Source organism: uncultured Brachyspira sp., assembly GCF_910588665.1.
In the GTDB taxonomy this organism is placed as follows: Bacteria; Spirochaetota; Brachyspiria; order Brachyspirales; family Brachyspiraceae; genus Brachyspira.
Map to the genome: position 1 here is coordinate 168,586 of NZ_CAJUPR010000001.1, position 16,189 is coordinate 184,774.

General features: G+C 28.5%; 12 protein-coding genes. 11 read left to right on the forward strand and 1 reads right to left on the reverse strand.

Annotated elements, in window-relative coordinates:
- Nucleotides 1-24 precede the first annotated feature (24 nt).
- The 10 genes from QZ306_RS00915 (at nt 25) to QZ306_RS00960 (ending at nt 12,407) form a co-directional block, all read left to right on the forward strand.
- Nucleotides 25-867, forward strand: a complete 843-nt coding sequence (locus QZ306_RS00915; protein WP_295159773.1) for a 3-hydroxyacyl-CoA dehydrogenase NAD-binding domain-containing protein — start codon at nt 25-27, stop codon at nt 865-867.
- A 168-nt stretch (nt 868-1,035) separates the two neighbouring features.
- Nucleotides 1,036-1,410: a group III truncated hemoglobin gene (locus tag QZ306_RS00920; RefSeq protein WP_295159776.1), complete on the forward strand. Its 375-nt coding sequence runs from the start codon at nt 1,036-1,038 to the stop codon at nt 1,408-1,410.
- A 191-nt stretch (nt 1,411-1,601) separates the two neighbouring features.
- The gene (locus QZ306_RS00925) at nt 1,602-2,489 is read left to right on the forward strand and encodes a DUF58 domain-containing protein (protein ID WP_295159779.1); all 888 of its coding nucleotides are present in this window, start codon (nt 1,602-1,604) and stop codon (nt 2,487-2,489) included.
- A gap of 4 nt (nt 2,490-2,493) precedes the next feature.
- On the forward strand, nt 2,494-3,294 hold the full coding sequence (locus tag QZ306_RS00930) for a DUF4037 domain-containing protein (RefSeq protein WP_295159782.1): 801 nt from the start codon (nt 2,494-2,496) through the stop codon (nt 3,292-3,294).
- Nucleotides 3,295-3,403: 109 nt separating this feature from the next.
- Nucleotides 3,404-4,423: a phenylalanine--tRNA ligase subunit alpha gene (gene pheS / locus QZ306_RS00935; RefSeq protein WP_295159785.1), complete on the forward strand. Its 1,020-nt coding sequence runs from the start codon at nt 3,404-3,406 to the stop codon at nt 4,421-4,423.
- A gap of 55 nt (nt 4,424-4,478) precedes the next feature.
- Nucleotides 4,479-6,902, forward strand: coding sequence for a phenylalanine--tRNA ligase subunit beta (gene pheT, locus QZ306_RS00940; protein ID WP_295159788.1), 2,424 nt, complete (start codon nt 4,479-4,481; stop codon nt 6,900-6,902).
- A 22-nt stretch (nt 6,903-6,924) separates the two neighbouring features.
- Complete coding sequence (locus tag QZ306_RS00945) at nt 6,925-7,323, forward strand: phosphoribosyltransferase (protein ID WP_295159791.1); 399 nt, start codon at nt 6,925-6,927, stop codon at nt 7,321-7,323.
- A 127-nt stretch (nt 7,324-7,450) separates the two neighbouring features.
- The gene (gene uvrC / locus QZ306_RS00950) at nt 7,451-9,295 is read left to right on the forward strand and encodes an excinuclease ABC subunit UvrC (RefSeq protein WP_295159794.1); all 1,845 of its coding nucleotides are present in this window, start codon (nt 7,451-7,453) and stop codon (nt 9,293-9,295) included.
- 305 nt (nt 9,296-9,600) lie between these two features.
- On the forward strand, nt 9,601-11,637 hold the full coding sequence (gene obgE / locus QZ306_RS00955; protein ID WP_295159797.1) for a GTPase ObgE: 2,037 nt from the start codon (nt 9,601-9,603) through the stop codon (nt 11,635-11,637).
- Between the two features lie 212 nt (nt 11,638-11,849).
- Entirely contained in the window at nt 11,850-12,407 is a 558-nt protein-coding gene (locus QZ306_RS00960; protein WP_295159799.1) for a flavodoxin domain-containing protein, read from the forward strand.
- A gap of 103 nt (nt 12,408-12,510) precedes the next feature.
- Here the strand turns inward: QZ306_RS00960 and QZ306_RS00965 are convergent, their stop codons facing one another.
- Nucleotides 12,511-13,281, reverse strand: a complete 771-nt coding sequence (locus QZ306_RS00965) for an HAD-IIA family hydrolase (RefSeq protein ID WP_295159802.1) — start codon at nt 13,279-13,281, stop codon at nt 12,511-12,513.
- Nucleotides 13,282-13,504: 223 nt separating this feature from the next.
- On the opposite strand from QZ306_RS00965, the gene QZ306_RS00970 reads away from it, so the two are divergent.
- Nucleotides 13,505-15,448: a hypothetical protein gene (locus QZ306_RS00970; protein ID WP_295159804.1), complete on the forward strand. Its 1,944-nt coding sequence runs from the start codon at nt 13,505-13,507 to the stop codon at nt 15,446-15,448.
- Nucleotides 15,449-16,189: the final 741 nt, after the last annotated feature.

Genomic DNA, 16,189 nt, shown 5'->3' on the forward strand with positions numbered 1-16,189 from the left:
AAATAAAAAATTAAGGAGTTAAAAATGAAAGTAGGTGTAATTGGTGCAGGTGCTATGGGTTCAGGTATAGCCCAGTCTTTTGCTCAGACAGAAGGCTATGAAGTTTATTTATGCGATATAAAAGAAGAATTTGCTGCGGGCGGAAAAGATAGAATAGCTAAAGGTTTTGCAGGAAGAGTTTCTAAGGGTAAAATGCAGCAGGCTGATGCCGATAAAATCTTATCTAAAATTTCTACAGGCTTGAAAGAAATTTGTAAAGATGCAGATTTGATTGTTGAAGCTGCTTTTGAGAATTTAGAAGTAAAAAAAACAACTTTCTCAGAGCTGCATAAAATTTGCAAACCTGACTGCATATTTTCTTCCAATACTTCTTCTCTTTCTATTACTGAAATAGGCAATGGAATAGGCAGACCTGTTGTAGGAATGCATTTCTTTAATCCTGTTCCTATTATGAAATTAGTTGAAGTTATTGCAGGCATTAATACTCCTAGAGAAATTGTTGATAAAATTATTAAAATATCTCAGGATATAGGAAAAACTCCTGTAGAAGTTAATGAAACTGCAGGCTTTGTTGTTAATCGTATATTAATTCCTATGATTAATGAAGCTATTGATTTATACTCTATGGGTATTGCTTCTGCAGAAGGTATTGATAATGCTATGAAACTAGGAGCTAATCATCCTATGGGGCCTTTAGCTTTAGGAGATTTAGTAGGACTTGATATAGTTCTTGCAATTATGGAAGTTCTTCAAAAAGAAACTGGAGATCCTAAATACAGACCTAGTGCTTTGCTTAGAAAAATGGTTCGCGGCGGATTATTAGGCCAGAAAACAGGCAAAGGTTTTTACGATTATACTAAAAAATAATATTTATTATTGCATAATATTATAAAGCGAAGATTGTTTTTTTACTTTCTTCGCTTTATAAATTTAAATATATATTAAAAAATAGCAAAAACTTTCCGTATCAATAATTGTAATTAATATTATTTTATTGTATAGTTTATATTGTATTAATGATTTAAGGATAATAATATGAAATATACCGAAATAAATGTTGAAGGTATAGAAAAATTGATGGATATATTCTATGCCAGAATAAGAACACATGAACAATTAGGTCCTATATTTAACGGTGCTGTAGGTATAGATGATGAATCTTGGGAAAGGCATAAAGAAAAAATATCAAAATTTTGGCGCACTATGCTGCTTAATGAAAGACTATATATGGGAAATCCTGTTCAGCCTCATATTAATTTACTGCCTTTTGATATTAAAATGTTTGATATTTGGCTTTCTTTATTTAAAGAATGCCTTAATGAAGTATTTGAAGAAAAAGCTGCTGATAAATATTATGAAGTTGCAGATAATGTAGGAAAAAATTTCAAGGCTGTATTATTTCAGCAATAATATTATAAGCCAAAGTTTTTAATATAAGCCTAATCTCATTATTACTATATAGTTATTATAGTTGTTCCGTAAATAAAAATTATATGAAGCGGCCTTTAAATTTAAATGCCGTATTTTTATATAAATAATATTGTTTTTTATTTTATGATAATGTAATATTTATTAAATTATCATAAAATAATAGGTTTTTAATGTTTAAAGATAGCAATATAACAACTAAAGATTTACTAAAGTCGGTAAGACAGATAGAAATAAAAACTTCTAAAATAGTTAATTCATATTTTGCAGGACAGTATCATTCCGCTTTTAAGGGGCATGGCATAGAGTTTGATGAGGTTAGAAAATATATTATAGGCGATGATGTAAGGGCAATGGATTGGAAGGTAAGCGCCAGATACAATGAACCTTTTATAAAACGCTTTAAAGAGGAGAGGGAGCTTAATGTTGTAATAATTGCCGATTTTTCTGCATCCACAGATTTTGGATTTACTAAGACAAAACATAATCTGATTGTAGAGCTTAGCGCATTGCTTAGTTTTTCAGCTTTGAAGAATAATGATAAAGTAGGTCTTTTGATATTTACAGATACTATGGAAAAGTTTATACCCCTTAATAAGGGCAAAAATCATATACTTAGAATAATAAGAGAACTTATTGAATTTGAACCTAAAAGCGTAAATACAAATGTTGCTAATGCATTAGAATATTTTAATAGAATACAGAAAAGAGAAAGCATTACTTTTTTAATAACAGATGTATGCGCTGAACTTCCTAAAAAAGAAATAGATATTACAAGAAAACGCCATGATTTTATTGTATGCTTAGTTAATGACAGTTTAGAATATCATCTGCCGAATTTTGGCGGTACTTTGGTATTATCAGATTTAGAAAATAATGATTATGTTTATTTTGATATGTCTAATAAGAAGATAAGAGAAGAATATTTTAATGAGCAGAATAAAATTATGGAAGAAAGGCTTGACTTTCTAAAAAGAAATTCTATAGATAAAATTATTCTTGATACTTCAGGCGATTATATTAATGATGTCATGAAGTTCTTTCTTAAAAGAATAAGATAAAATTATGAATATAAAAAATATTATAAATGATTATATAGAAATTATAGTTAAAAATAATGATGTTGATTCTGTTGTTTTATCAGGTTCAAGAACAAGTTTGATTAATGATGACATGTCTGATTATGATATTTATGTTTATTCAAAAGATAGAATTGATTTAGAATCCAGAATAAAATTTGCTGAAAAGTATGCCTCTTGTTATGATATAGGCATCAATTATTTTGAGTATGGAGATGAAATATTATTAAATGACGGCAATATATGTTTGGATTTCATGTATAGAGATTTATTTTCTATAGATAAGGAAATTGAATATGTATGGAGAGACTTTAATGCAAAGATAGGATATACTACAGCTTTTTTATATAATATAAAGCATTCTAATATAATTTATGATAAAAACGGCAGATTTAAGATTTTTCAAGATGAATTAAATAAAGAATACCCTGAAAAATTAAAAAATAATATAATAGAAAAAAATTATAATGTTATGTATGGAAAAAAAACGGCATCTTTTTATGAACAGTTGGAAAAGGCTGTGAAAAGAAACGATATAGTAAGTATTAATCATAGAACGGCATCAGTATTGTCATCATATTTTGATATTTTATTTGCCTTGAATAAAGAGATGCATGCAGGCGAAAAAAAGATTTTAAATTATGTGTTGAGATTATGCAGAGTAATCCCCGATGATTTTGAAAAAGATCTAAAAAATGTTATATTTCATACTATAGATGATATGCATAACGGAAGTATTTTAGAAAAAATAGAAAATCTTATTAAAAAGATAGAAAAAATTATATAGATATTCTGTAATAAAATTTATTAATGATTGTATTTGTTTATTATTGTATTGAAAATAATTTTATGATATAATAGAATAGTAATTAACTTTTTATTATAGGAAAAAATCAATGGATAATCTAGAAGAGCTTCATAGCTTTTTAAAAAACAGCATAGAGAATGCAGATACTCAATCGGAAATAGATGATATAAGAATTAATTACTTAGGACGCAAAGGTAAAATTACGGAACTTTTAAAAGGTTTATCTTCTATAAATGATATTGAAGAGAAAAGGGAGTTGGGTAAAAAGATTAATGAAATAAAAAATTACTGTGAAAGTTCTTTATTAGAAAAAAAGAATATTATATCTGAAAGAGAATTTCTTGCATCTTTAGAAAAAAATAAAATAGATATAACCATGCCGGGCAGAAGACCTAAATCTGCGGGAGTTAATCTGCTTACAAAAGTAGAGGAGGAGATAGTTTCTATTTTAACTGAAATAGGGTTCAGAGTTGCTGAAGGTAATGAAATAGAAGATGAATTTCATAATTTTGAGGCTTTGAATATTCCTTATTATCATCCTTCCAGAGACAGTCATGATTCATTTTTTATATCTAAGAATCATGTTCTTAGAACCCATACATCTGGTATGCAGATAAGAACTATGCTTGAAACTCAGCCTCCTATAGCCGTTGTTTCTCCCGGAAAATGCGCTAGAAGAGATGCTATAGATTCAAAACATTCTCCTGTATTTCATCAAATTGAAGGAATTATGGTTGATACAGGAATAAGTTTTAATGATTTGAAGGGAATATTGGAATTATTCTGTAAAAAAATGTTCGGAGATAAGACCGAGATTCGTTTGCGACCTGATTATTTTCCATTTGTAGAGCCAGGAGCCGATTTAAGCGCTACTTGTGTAATATGCGGAGGAAGCGGATGTAAAACCTGCGGGGGAGAGGGATGGCTTGAACTTATGGGAGCGGGCATGATTCACCCTAATGTATTTAAACATGTAGGATATAATATAAATAAATATACGGGATTTGCTTTCGGTATGGGTATAGAAAGGGTTGCTATGATTAAATATGGAATAACTGATATAAGAATGTTTTATGAAAATGATATAGATTTTTTGAAACAGTGGTGATTATTTTTTGCATAAATATATTTTTTTATAAGTGAATTAAGTTGAGGATATAATAATGAGAGTTCCATTAAGTTGGTTGAAAGAATTTGTTAATTTAGACGGATTTGAAGTTGAAGAGATTGATAGAAAAATAACTTTTGCAGGAAGTGAAATTTCATCTATAGAAACTACAGGAGGAGATATACCAGGCGTCATTATAGGTAAAATAATATCGGTGCATAAACATCCTGATGCAGATAAACTGAGTGTACTGAAGGTTAATGTCGGTGACGGAGATATACTTTCAATAGTATGCGGCGCTTCTAATGTAAAAGAAAATATATATGTGCCTGTTGCTGTGATAGGTGCAAAACTTCCTAACGGGCTTACTATAAAAAAGGCTTCTATACGTGGATTTGAAAGCAGCGGCATGATATGTTCCAGAACAGAATTAGGTTATGATGAAATAGACGGCAGATACGGAATTTGGATATTAGATGAAGATATAGAAAAAGTAAACGCAGACAAAGACAGTATGCTTGGCAGTTCTCTTTCCGCAGTAGTTGGAAGCGTTGATCATATATTTAATGTTGAAATTACAGCCAATAGGGGAGATTTGGTAAGCATAATAGGTTTTGCCAGAGAATGTTCTTTGGTTTTAGAGAGGAGGGTGAGTATACCTTCTGTTAATACTTATGATTCTGCAGGCGGAAATATAGATATAACTGTAGAAAATCAGGAAAGCTGTTATAAATATGTCGGCAGACTTATAAAAGATGTAACTGTGGGACCGTCTCCATATTGGATGCAGAAAAGATTAAAAATGTGCGGAATAAATCCAATTAATAATATAGTTGATATTACAAATTATGTAATGCTTGAATATGGTCAGCCTCTTCATGCTTATGATTTTGATAAAATAAAAGACGGTAAAATTATAGTAAGAAATGCTGTAAAAGGAGAAAAAATTAAACTTCTTGACGGAAGAGATATTGATCTTACAGAAGATGTTTTAGTTATAGCGGACAGCGAAAAGCCAATAGGTGTGGCAGGAGTTATGGGAGGAGACTCTACTAAAATAGAAAATGAAACTAAAAACATATTAATAGAAAGCGCTTATTTTGATCATATAGCCGTAAAAAAATCAACAATAGCAATAAATACTAAAACTGATGCCTCATACAGATTTGAGAGAGAAATAGATCATACTTTAACTCTTGCCGCTTTAAATAGAGCCGTTGATTTGATTATTACTTTAGATAATTCATGTAAAATAGCTTCAAGATCCAAAGAACTTAATGTTAAGCAGTTTGAAGCTAATATAATATTATTTGACTGCGGATTAGTTAAAAAATACTTAGGTCTTAATATGAACAGAATGGAAATATCATCTGTATTTAAAAGATATGGATTTAAAGCTGTGGCATTGGGTGAAAATACTTTAAAAGTGGAAATTCCTTATTACAGGCATGATTTATCTATACCTGAGGATTTGATAGAAGAAATTGCAAGAGTTTACGGATATAATAATATAGCTTCAAATGTGCCTCATATAAAATGCAATCCTATAGACACTGATTATTCTGAAATTAGTTTTGTTAAACACAGAATGGCATCTTACGGGCTTTATGAAACTAAGCAGTATTCTATGGGAGACAGCAGTATATTTAAATCTATAGGAATAGAGGAGGAAAAATTAATAAATGTTGAAAATCCATTAACCAGCGAAATGGATGTTTTAAGACCTACAACTTTGGCTTCTCTTCTTAACAGCGCCGCTTATAATCAAAATCACAGACATAAAAACGGAGCTTTATTTGAAGTCGGTAATATTTTCTATAAAGAGAATGGAGGCTTTAAAGAAGAAAAGCATCTTTCAGCAGTTATGTTCGGTCTTTATCAGGAAAAATTATGGAATAAAGAAGCCAGAGCTTATGATTTTTTTGATATGAGCGGAATTATTGAAGAGCTTTTAATAATAGATTTTAAATGCTCTGATTATAATTTAATACCTAAAGAGCATAAATGGTTTATACCTACTATGTCTGGAGAAATTATAATATTTGGAGAGAAAATCGGTATTATAGGCAGACTTCACCCGAATATTTTAGAAAAATTTGATATAAACGGCGAAGTATATTACTTGGATATTGACATTAGAAAAACTTTAAAGCTTATAAAAGAGAGAGTAAAAAAACAGAAATTAAAAGGTATAGGTAAATACCCAGCTGTATTCAGAGATTTAGCTTTAGTCTGCGATAATAATATAGAGTTTAATAAAGTTATAAAATCTATAAGTAAATTTAACAGTATTATACAAAATGTTGATGTGGTTGATAGATATGTGGGCGAACAGATAGGCAAAGGAAAACAATCCATTGCTATATCTATTACATATTATGATCCTAATAAAACTTTGAGAGAAGATGATATTAATAATATTGAAGCGTCTTTGATTGAGATGCTTAACAGCAGATTTAATATAAGCTTAAGATCCTAATTTAATATGGGAGTTTTTTATAATGGAATATGATGTAATTTCTTGGGAAGATATAAATAAAGCTATTGAAATTATAGCTGAAGAGATAAAAAAATCTGATATTAATTATGAGGTTATTTACGGACTGGCACGCGGCGGCTTGATTCCTGCCGTTATGCTTTCTCATAAACTTAATATTCCTATGGTTCTTAATATGGAAGAAGTTTGGAGATTAAAGGTAAAAAATAAAGCTGTTCTTATAATTGATGATATATCCGATACTGGCGAGACTTTAAGATATTTTTATGATCAGAAGTTTGATATTGCCGCTTTATATGTAAGAGAACATACAAGCAGGATAATACCTAAATACAGATATAAAAATATTAATCATAATGATTGGCTTTTATTTCCTTGGGAAACTAAGTCTTCCAGTAAATAATTTTTTTATTTCTTATTATATATACATTATAAAATGATTGAAAATCCGTAAGTACTCAGTTTAAAATACTGATAATATTGTTAAATGAATTAATAAAAGAAACTTATATAAATAATAAATAAAAATTATGAACAATAATGAAGTAAAAAATTATATATATGAAAAGTTAAAATATATTCCTGATAAGTCTGGAGTATATTTTATGAAAGACGGCAAAGGAACTATAATTTATATAGGTAAAGCAAAATCCTTAAAGAAAAGAGTGTCTTCTTATTTTAATAATTCAAATAAAGATGCAAAAACAACCGCACTTGTTGATCATATAAGAGATATAGATTATATACTTACGGAAAATGAAGTTGAGGCTTTGATATTGGAAGCAGATATGATAAGAAAGCACAGACCTCATTATAATATACTTCTTAAAGATCAGAAATCATTTCCTTTTATAGCGGTAACAAACGAGAATTTTCCAAGAGTTATTAAGGCTAGAAATGTTATTGATAAAGAGAATTCTGAAAAATATAAAAAATATTACGGTCCTTATGTGTCTTCTGAAAAAGCTGATAATATAGTGAAATTTATAATTGATAATTTTAAGATTAGAAGATGCAAATATGATTTTCCATTGAAAAGACCTATAAGACCTTGCCTTTATTATCATATAGGAAAATGCAGTGCTCCTTGCGCCGATTTAATAAGCGAAGAAAATTATAATAAAAATATTGAAGATGCAGCAGATGTGCTTGATGGAAATGCCGATGAGGTTATTTCAAGATTAAAACATAAAATGTATGAATATGCCGAAAAACTTGAATTTGAAGCCGCTAAAGATTTGAGAGATAAAATTGATTTGCTTAAATATATAACTGTGGAGCAGAGTATATATATTCCAGAGAGTGACGACATTGATATAATAGGAGCTTACGGGGAAAACGGCAATTATATTATTATTATTATGTCGGTTAAAGGCGGAAAGCTTACAGACAGAAAAACTTTCAGTATGCATTCTCCCAATAATGATGAATACTATGAAAATACAGGAATATCAAAATATTCCGAAGTGCTTTCCGCTTTTTTTACACAATACTATACTCATGCAAATTTGATTCCTGCAGCCGTATCTACGGATTTTCCTCTTATAGATATTGATATTATAAAAGATTATTTAAAGCGTATTTGCAAAAGAGATGTTGATATAAGGCTTGATAAAAGCGGAAAAGGATTAATATATATAGCGAATGAAAATGCAAAGCATCTATTTAAAGAGAAAGCGCTTATCAGAGAAATTCCTCTTGGTATAGCAAGACTTCAGGAAATATTTAAATTAAAAAAATCTCCGACTGTAATAGAATCTTTTGATATAGCTCATATTCAGGGAAGCTATACTATGGCTGGTATGGTGCGCTTTGTTAATGGAGTTTCCGACAATAAGAATTACAGAATATTTAATATAAAAACAGTTGAAGGTATAGATGACTTTGCTTCTATAAAAGAGGCTGTATATAGAAGATATAAAAGACTTAGAGATGAAAATTTAACTTTTCCCGATTTGATACTTATAGACGGCGGCAAGGGGCAGCTTAATTCGGCAGTAGAGGCATTGAAGGAACTTGATATAAAAGGTCAGCCTATAATGGCGCTTGCTAAGAAGTTTGAGGAAATATATCTTCCCAACAGAAACGAACCTGTAAGATTAAGCGATAATGAGCCTGCAAGACTTTTTTTGCAAAAGGTGAGAGATGAAACGCATAGATGGGTTAATACAAGTCATAGAAAAAAGAGAAGCAGAGAGATGATTAAAAGCGAACTTGAAGGCATAGAAGGTCTTGGGAAAAAAACTATAGAAAAATTATATGCGCATTTTATAAATATAGATAATATTAAAAATGCATCATTTGAAAATATCAGAAATATACCTGGTATCAGCTATAAGGCTGCAAATAATATTTATGATCATTTTCATAAATAATAATAAAGTTATTTTAATATTTATTACAGCTTTATAGATGCAGACAGCATTAATTATAAAATGAAATATTTAAATGTATTACATAATATAAAAATAAAAAAACTTTAGTTTATAATACAGCAAATTATATTATAATGCAGATTATATCCTGCAGTATAAACCTCTCCCATTATGGCTTTTTAATTAATATATTAATATATATATTGAAACTACAAAATAATATATCGGCATTGATAAAATGATTTTTTATAATATAATAAACATTAAAAAATAATTGCAAAATAACTTATAAGGTAATAATAAAAATGGATCAATTTATAGATGTGGTAAGTTTTGAGATAGAGGCGGGACATGGAGGTGCAGGAAGCGTTAGTTTCAGAAGAGAGGCTCATGTACCTATGGGAGGACCTGACGGAGGAAACGGAGGAAACGGAGGAGATGTTATTGTAAAGGCAGATGCTAGGATAAATAGTTTCGGAAAGATAAAAAGCAGAAAGAGATTCAAAGCTGAAGACGGAGAGCAGGGAAAGTCCAGACTTAGTGACGGTAAAAAAGGAGATGATATTGTTATAAGGGTACCTGCAGGCACAGTAATTTATGATGAGGATAACGGCAGTATATTGGCTGATTTGCTTGAAGACGGACAAAGCTATACTGCAGCCAGAGGAGGCATAGGAGGAAAAGGAAATAAATTTTATGCCACAGCTACGAATCAGGCGCCCGATTATGCTCAGCATGGTTTATGCGGAGAAAAACTGAATATAAGGCTTGAAGTAAAATTAATAGCCGATATCGGTTTTGTAGGCATGCCTAATGCAGGCAAATCCAGTCTGCTTGCCAGACTCACGCGGGCCAATCCTAAAATAGCTTCATATCCTTTTACAACACTTACCCCTAATTTGGGAGTATGTTATTTGGATTATGAGAGAAGTTTTGTTATTGCCGATATACCAGGTATTATTGAAGGAGCAAGCGGGGGAGCGGGACTCGGGCTTACTTTTTTAAGGCATATTGAAAGAACGGGAGCTTTATGCTTTGTTATAGATTTGACCGATGAAGATGTTTTAGATACTTATAAAAAATTAAGAAATGAATTAAAGCAGTATAGTAGTAAATTAATAAAGAAAAAGTCTGTTATAGTATTAAATAAAACAGATATGCTTGAAGAACATGAGATAAAAGAAAAAATAAAGTCTATAGAAAATACTGTAAAAAAAGAGTATAAAAATAATAAAGATGCATATTATGAAGAGCCTGAAATATTTGCTTTGTCAGTATTCAGTTTGGAAGGTAAGACTCTTGATAATCTTATAAATGCATTTTATAAGGCAAATGAGAATAGATATTATAATACCGAAAAACAAATAAAAGAGCCTCTTCTTATTAATAAAGATAAATCAAAACTTAAAACTAAAAGAGTGTTTGGTCCTGTTGTATCAAAAAGACTTGGCAGATCTTTGGGAATAGATGTCATACCGCATAAAACATGCAGCTATAACTGCATATATTGTCAGCTTGGCTATGAAGATAATACAAAAACAGTTTCATCTAATTATTATTCTGCTGATGAGATAATATATGAATTGAAAGAGGCTTTGCTCAATAATAAAAATATTGATTATATAACATTTGCAGGTTCAGGAGAGCCCACTTTATATAAGGATTTAAAAAAACTTATTTATGAAATAAAATGTATAACGGATATTCCAGTATGCATTATAACTAACGGATCATTGCTTTATAAACAGGAAATGCGTTCCGATTTGCTTATGGCTGATTTAGTAATACCGTCTCTTGATGCGGGCAATATTGATACTTTTAAATTGATTGACAGACCCGATAAGGAAATAGATTTTGATAAAATGGTTAACGGGCTTATAGAGTTCAGACGCATATTTAAAGGCGAGTATTGGCTTGAAGTATTTTTACTTAAAGGCGTTAATGACGGAGAAGAGGAGCTTGACGATATAATAAAAATAGTGAACCGTATAAAACCCGATAAAGTTCAGCTTGTTACTGCAACCAGAAGAACAGCCGATAAAAAAGCTGTTGCATTGAATAATGAAGAATTAGAAATAATAAAAAAATACTTTAATAAGTATTGCAGTATTGAAATAGATATTCCGAATATTTCAGAAAATACTAAAGGAAATACAAAAGAAATTACTGAAGATGATATAATAAATTTCTTAATAAGGCAGCCTGATACAGCTTATATGATAGCAATAAGTTTTAATGAAGATGAAAAGAAAGTGAGCAGATTATTAAAAAAATTATCAGAAAGCGGAAAAGTGAGAGAAGAAATAGTTAATGGCTCCGTATCTTATGCAGCTAATGTTTAATATTATTTTTTATTAAAATTATATTTTGACAAAAAGACTTATTTTAATTATAATTTAAATACAGCAAAGAGTAATATGTTATTTGTATTAATAAAATATATGCATTTTATTAATGCTTTCATATTAAATAAAATATTATATATTTAATAATAAAACAGTACTCTTTTAGTATTGATGAAATATAAAACTTTAATAATAGGAATAAAAATATTATGTCAAATAATACTGCCGTGCTTTATAAAAGTAAATATGGAGCCACAAGAACTTATGCTAAATGGATAGCGGATAAGCTTCATGGAGATCTATATAATATTGACAATGTGACTATTGGTAATTTAAATAATTATGATTTTATTGTATTTGCAGGGGCACTGTATGCAGGAAAACTGTCTTGCGCTAAAGCAATAAAAAGGTTTTATAATAAATTAAAAGAAGGTAAGCATTTATACTGCGTTATTGTTGGTATTGGAAATCCTGATAATAAAGAGCCTTTCAATATAGCGGTTAATCAAAATTTTAATCCCTATATAAAAGAAAATATGAACTTTTATTTTTTAAGGGGCTGTATTGATTTTGATAAATTAAAACTTCATCATGCTTTGATGATGCTTATGCTTAGAAGAATAATATCAATAAAAACTGTAAAAACGGAAGATGAAAAACTTTTATTAGAAAATTACGGTAAAAAAATAGATTTTATAAAAAAAACTTCTATTGAAGAAATAGTTTCTGATATAAAAAATAAAAATAAAGAATTTCAAAATAAATAATATATATATAAGTTTATAAAAAATAAATTATATTTTTAATATTTATATGCATATTATTTATATTGCTTTTTATAAAATTATAATAATATGCATATTAAGTTTTTTACAGTTCATCTACATTTATTTCGGCAACCGAATTTAAAATATAATTAGGTCTGTATGGGAATTCTTTTATCATTTCTCTTGTAGTAACTCCTGAAAGCACAAGACATGTCTTCATACCTGCGCCAAGTCCTCCCAATATGTCGGTATCCATTCTATCGCCTACCATCACTGTTTCTTCGCTATGAGCATTTATTTGATTTTTTGCTATAGACATCATAATAGGATTAGGCTTGCCTACTATATACGGTTTTCTTCCTGTTGCGGTTTCTATGGCAGACAGTATAGGTCCTACAGCAGGTATTAATTCTCCGTTTGGGGCAGGATCCACTATATCAGGATTGCATCCTATAAACTTGGCTCCTTTGTTTATAAGATGAACTGCTTTATTAAGCATATCAAAATTAAAAGCATTTGTTTTTCCAACCACAACATAGTCAGGGTTAATATCATTTATACTGTATCCCACATTATAAAGCTCGCTTACAAGTCCTCCAGTTCCTATAACATAAGCTGTTCCGTTTGCAAGCTGTCTTTTAAGAAATATGGCAGTAGCCTGAGCCGCCGTAAAAAAATGTTTTTCTTCCAAACCGTTTATGCCTAATGATTCTAATTTTCTTTTTAAGTCTATAGGAGTTTGTTCGGCATTATTAGTTAAAAATATAAAAGGTATATTTTTATATAATAACATTCTTATAAAATCTTCCGCCCCTTCTATCAAATTATTGCCTCTATATATAACTCCGTCCATATCAGATATTATACTAATCATTGATTTTCCTCTCTTAAATTTATTTTAAATTGTAGATATTTAAATAATAAAGTAAATGCATACAATTTTTATTTTAACACATAAATTGTATAAATATAAAATAAAAAGTCAATGATAATTTTATATTTTATTTGTATAAAATTATGATGCTTGTAAAAAAAGATATTTTATATATAATAACAGCAGTAAAAATATTTTTGCAGGAATGGATTATGGGGGTATTATGTTCAAAAAAATATTTTATTTTTTATTTTTTATATTGATTTTTTTCAGCTGTCATAAAACTTCGGAAAATTCTTCAGGTAATCTGAACACTAATTATATAAATTATAATGATATGGAAAAACAAAATTCATTCTTTGATATGAAATATGTTTATAAAGCTGTTAGAACTGATAAATCTAATTTCAGCAATGCCTTGATGAGCTATTATCAGGATTCATATTACAGTAATATTATAAATAGAAATAAAGAATTTCTTAATAAAAAAATTGTGGGCGATAATGACATAAAAAAATATGCTGTGGATTTTATATCCAACACATATCATAACGGATATTCAGATAATTTGTCTTTAACTGATTTGTATAACGGCGATTTCAGTTCATATTACGCATCCGAATATAATTATGTAGAGCAGAACTTAGCTTTAAAAAAGGCTAGAGACTTACTTTTAAGCCTTAAAAATAAGGATGCTGAAGTTTATTTAGCTTTATTTTTATCTCATATTGCATGCGACTCGCTTTATTATTTTTATGATATGCAGAATTATTTAAAAGAGTGGGAAAAATTTAATTCTACAAATATAAGCATTATGATAGGAATTATAGGCGAAGGCAATAATATAAATAATGTTTATTCAAATAAGATGAGATTAATAAATTATATAATTGATGCGCCTAAAGATTTAACTGCTGAAAAGTTAATTGCCGATGCCTATGAAAATAATTTTTTAAAAGATATATCAAAAAATACTGGTTATTTGGATATTTATAATGAAAATAATTATAATCTGTCTTCTATAAGATATGAAAGTGCAGCTCAGATATATTATTTTGCCGTCATAAAAGATATAGTAAATACTAATATAATGAATAAATATATGGAAACTTATGCTGATAGGGCTTTGAGTAAAGACAGACTTCATTCTGATGTTTATTATGAAAATTTTTATTCTCTTGAAAATGCATATTCTGATGAAAAATATGATGAGTTTTCAGATATGTATTTTTTAGAGTTTAATAAAAACACATTTGTTTATTCTGTATTTCAAAATAAGCTTAAAGATGTTTATTATTTTAATCCTCTGTTTATAGGAAATACTAAATATGCAAGTTATGAAATAGATGAGACATTTAATTTTTATCTCGGAGATGATTCAAAATTGAGCGCTTCTGAAATTAAGGGTATTAAAACTTCGGATTTGAAAAATGTAGCTGAGGATTCCAAGTTTATATCGGACGGGAAGTTTTTAAGAGATGAATATTTAAAATATTTGAATGAAATATTATCTTTTCCTATATATAATCCTGAGTTTTTCTTATGCGACATAAATAATGATGGAATCAAAGAAATAATGATTAAAGGCAGCTATAAATATTCAGTGAAAAAAGGAGAAACGGCATCATATACTTTGCTTTTGAAAGATAATTTGGAAATAAATTTAGAAAGTACTATAGGAAAATCTATAAACGGAAGCGGGGGTCAGGGATTGAATGATTTTCAGATAATATATGAAGAAGAAGGTAAAAATAAAATACTTCTTATAGATTATTCTGCAAATACCGCTTGGGATATATTTTCGTATAATCAGGTAGTTAATGTTGATCAGTTTACATATAAATCTTATTCTTTTAAGCCTGTATTATTATGGAAAGGAAATATAAAAAACGGACTTCCCGAAGGAGCTTTAAAAACAGATGCAGGTTTTGATATGTATAAAGCGGAAAGCGATTCCGATAAAGCTATAATATCTGATAAAACCTTAAGAATAGCGGATAAATTATTAGCTTACAATTATAATGTGCAGCGAGAAAAATTAAATGAAGATGGTAAAGAAAAACTTTTGGAAAATAAGCGTTTTGAAATAAAAACTATTCAGGATATGCATGGAGATATATCTCAAATAGAAAATGAAATGCTTAATATATTAGGTACAAATAGTTAATGTCGGATAATATAAAAATCTCCTCTGATAAAAACATAATTAGGAGTTTTAATATTATTATAGGCATTAGTTTTATATTGCTCACTTCAGCTTTATATATTACTTATATATTAAATATTAATATTCCTGCATTAAATTCAGATTTATCTGAATTAGAAAATATTATCAGCAAAAGAATTGTTTTTTATATAAGAATATATTTATCTTTTTTTATTCCTCTGACATTTTTTATATTTACTTTTCTCTTTACGCTTAATCCGATAAATGTTAAATCTTTATTAATATCTTTTATATTTATTTTTTTAACCGCATTTTATTTGTACAGGCTTCCATATAATTTACTTATTAATCCTTTTGAAAATACAAATATATTATTAAAATTAATAGTTCATATTATATCTGCTTATATTATTATTATTTTTAATACAGGAATGTCCTATATGAAATATGATTTAAGAAATACCAATCATTTATATAATTTTTATACTATGATAGCCGATATGGTAATATGGAGTTTTTTAATATTTTTTATAATTTTTATTATATTTGCCTTTATATCGTATGTATTTTATTTTAGATCTGAATTTCATATCAAAAGGATTGCAAATTTTTTAATAAAAAATAATTTTAGGAACTTAAAGATAATTTTATGCTTATTTGCAGTATTAAAAGTCTCTGTAATATATTTTTCTTATGTGCTATACAGTAAAATGATTAATACAAGATTATCCGTAATTGTTT

Coding starts and splice junctions, on each gene's coding strand:
- uvrC (WP_295159794.1), top strand. CDS start 7,451: ATGAACAATAATGAAGTAAAAAATTATATATATGAAAAGTTAAAATAT.
- QZ306_RS00925 (WP_295159779.1), top strand. CDS start 1,602: ATGTTTAAAGATAGCAATATAACAACTAAAGATTTACTAAAGTCGGTA.
- pheT (WP_295159788.1), top strand. CDS start 4,479: ATGAGAGTTCCATTAAGTTGGTTGAAAGAATTTGTTAATTTAGACGGA.
- QZ306_RS00930 (WP_295159782.1), top strand. CDS start 2,494: ATGAATATAAAAAATATTATAAATGATTATATAGAAATTATAGTTAAA.
- QZ306_RS00920 (WP_295159776.1), top strand. CDS start 1,036: ATGAAATATACCGAAATAAATGTTGAAGGTATAGAAAAATTGATGGAT.
- pheS (WP_295159785.1), top strand. CDS start 3,404: ATGGATAATCTAGAAGAGCTTCATAGCTTTTTAAAAAACAGCATAGAG.
- QZ306_RS00915 (WP_295159773.1), top strand. CDS start 25: ATGAAAGTAGGTGTAATTGGTGCAGGTGCTATGGGTTCAGGTATAGCC.
- obgE (WP_295159797.1), top strand. CDS start 9,601: ATGGATCAATTTATAGATGTGGTAAGTTTTGAGATAGAGGCGGGACAT.
- QZ306_RS00965 (WP_295159802.1), bottom strand. CDS start 13,281: ATGATTAGTATAATATCTGATATGGACGGAGTTATATATAGAGGCAAT.
- QZ306_RS00970 (WP_295159804.1), top strand. CDS start 13,505: ATGTTCAAAAAAATATTTTATTTTTTATTTTTTATATTGATTTTTTTC.
- QZ306_RS00945 (WP_295159791.1), top strand. CDS start 6,925: ATGGAATATGATGTAATTTCTTGGGAAGATATAAATAAAGCTATTGAA.
- QZ306_RS00960 (WP_295159799.1), top strand. CDS start 11,850: ATGTCAAATAATACTGCCGTGCTTTATAAAAGTAAATATGGAGCCACA.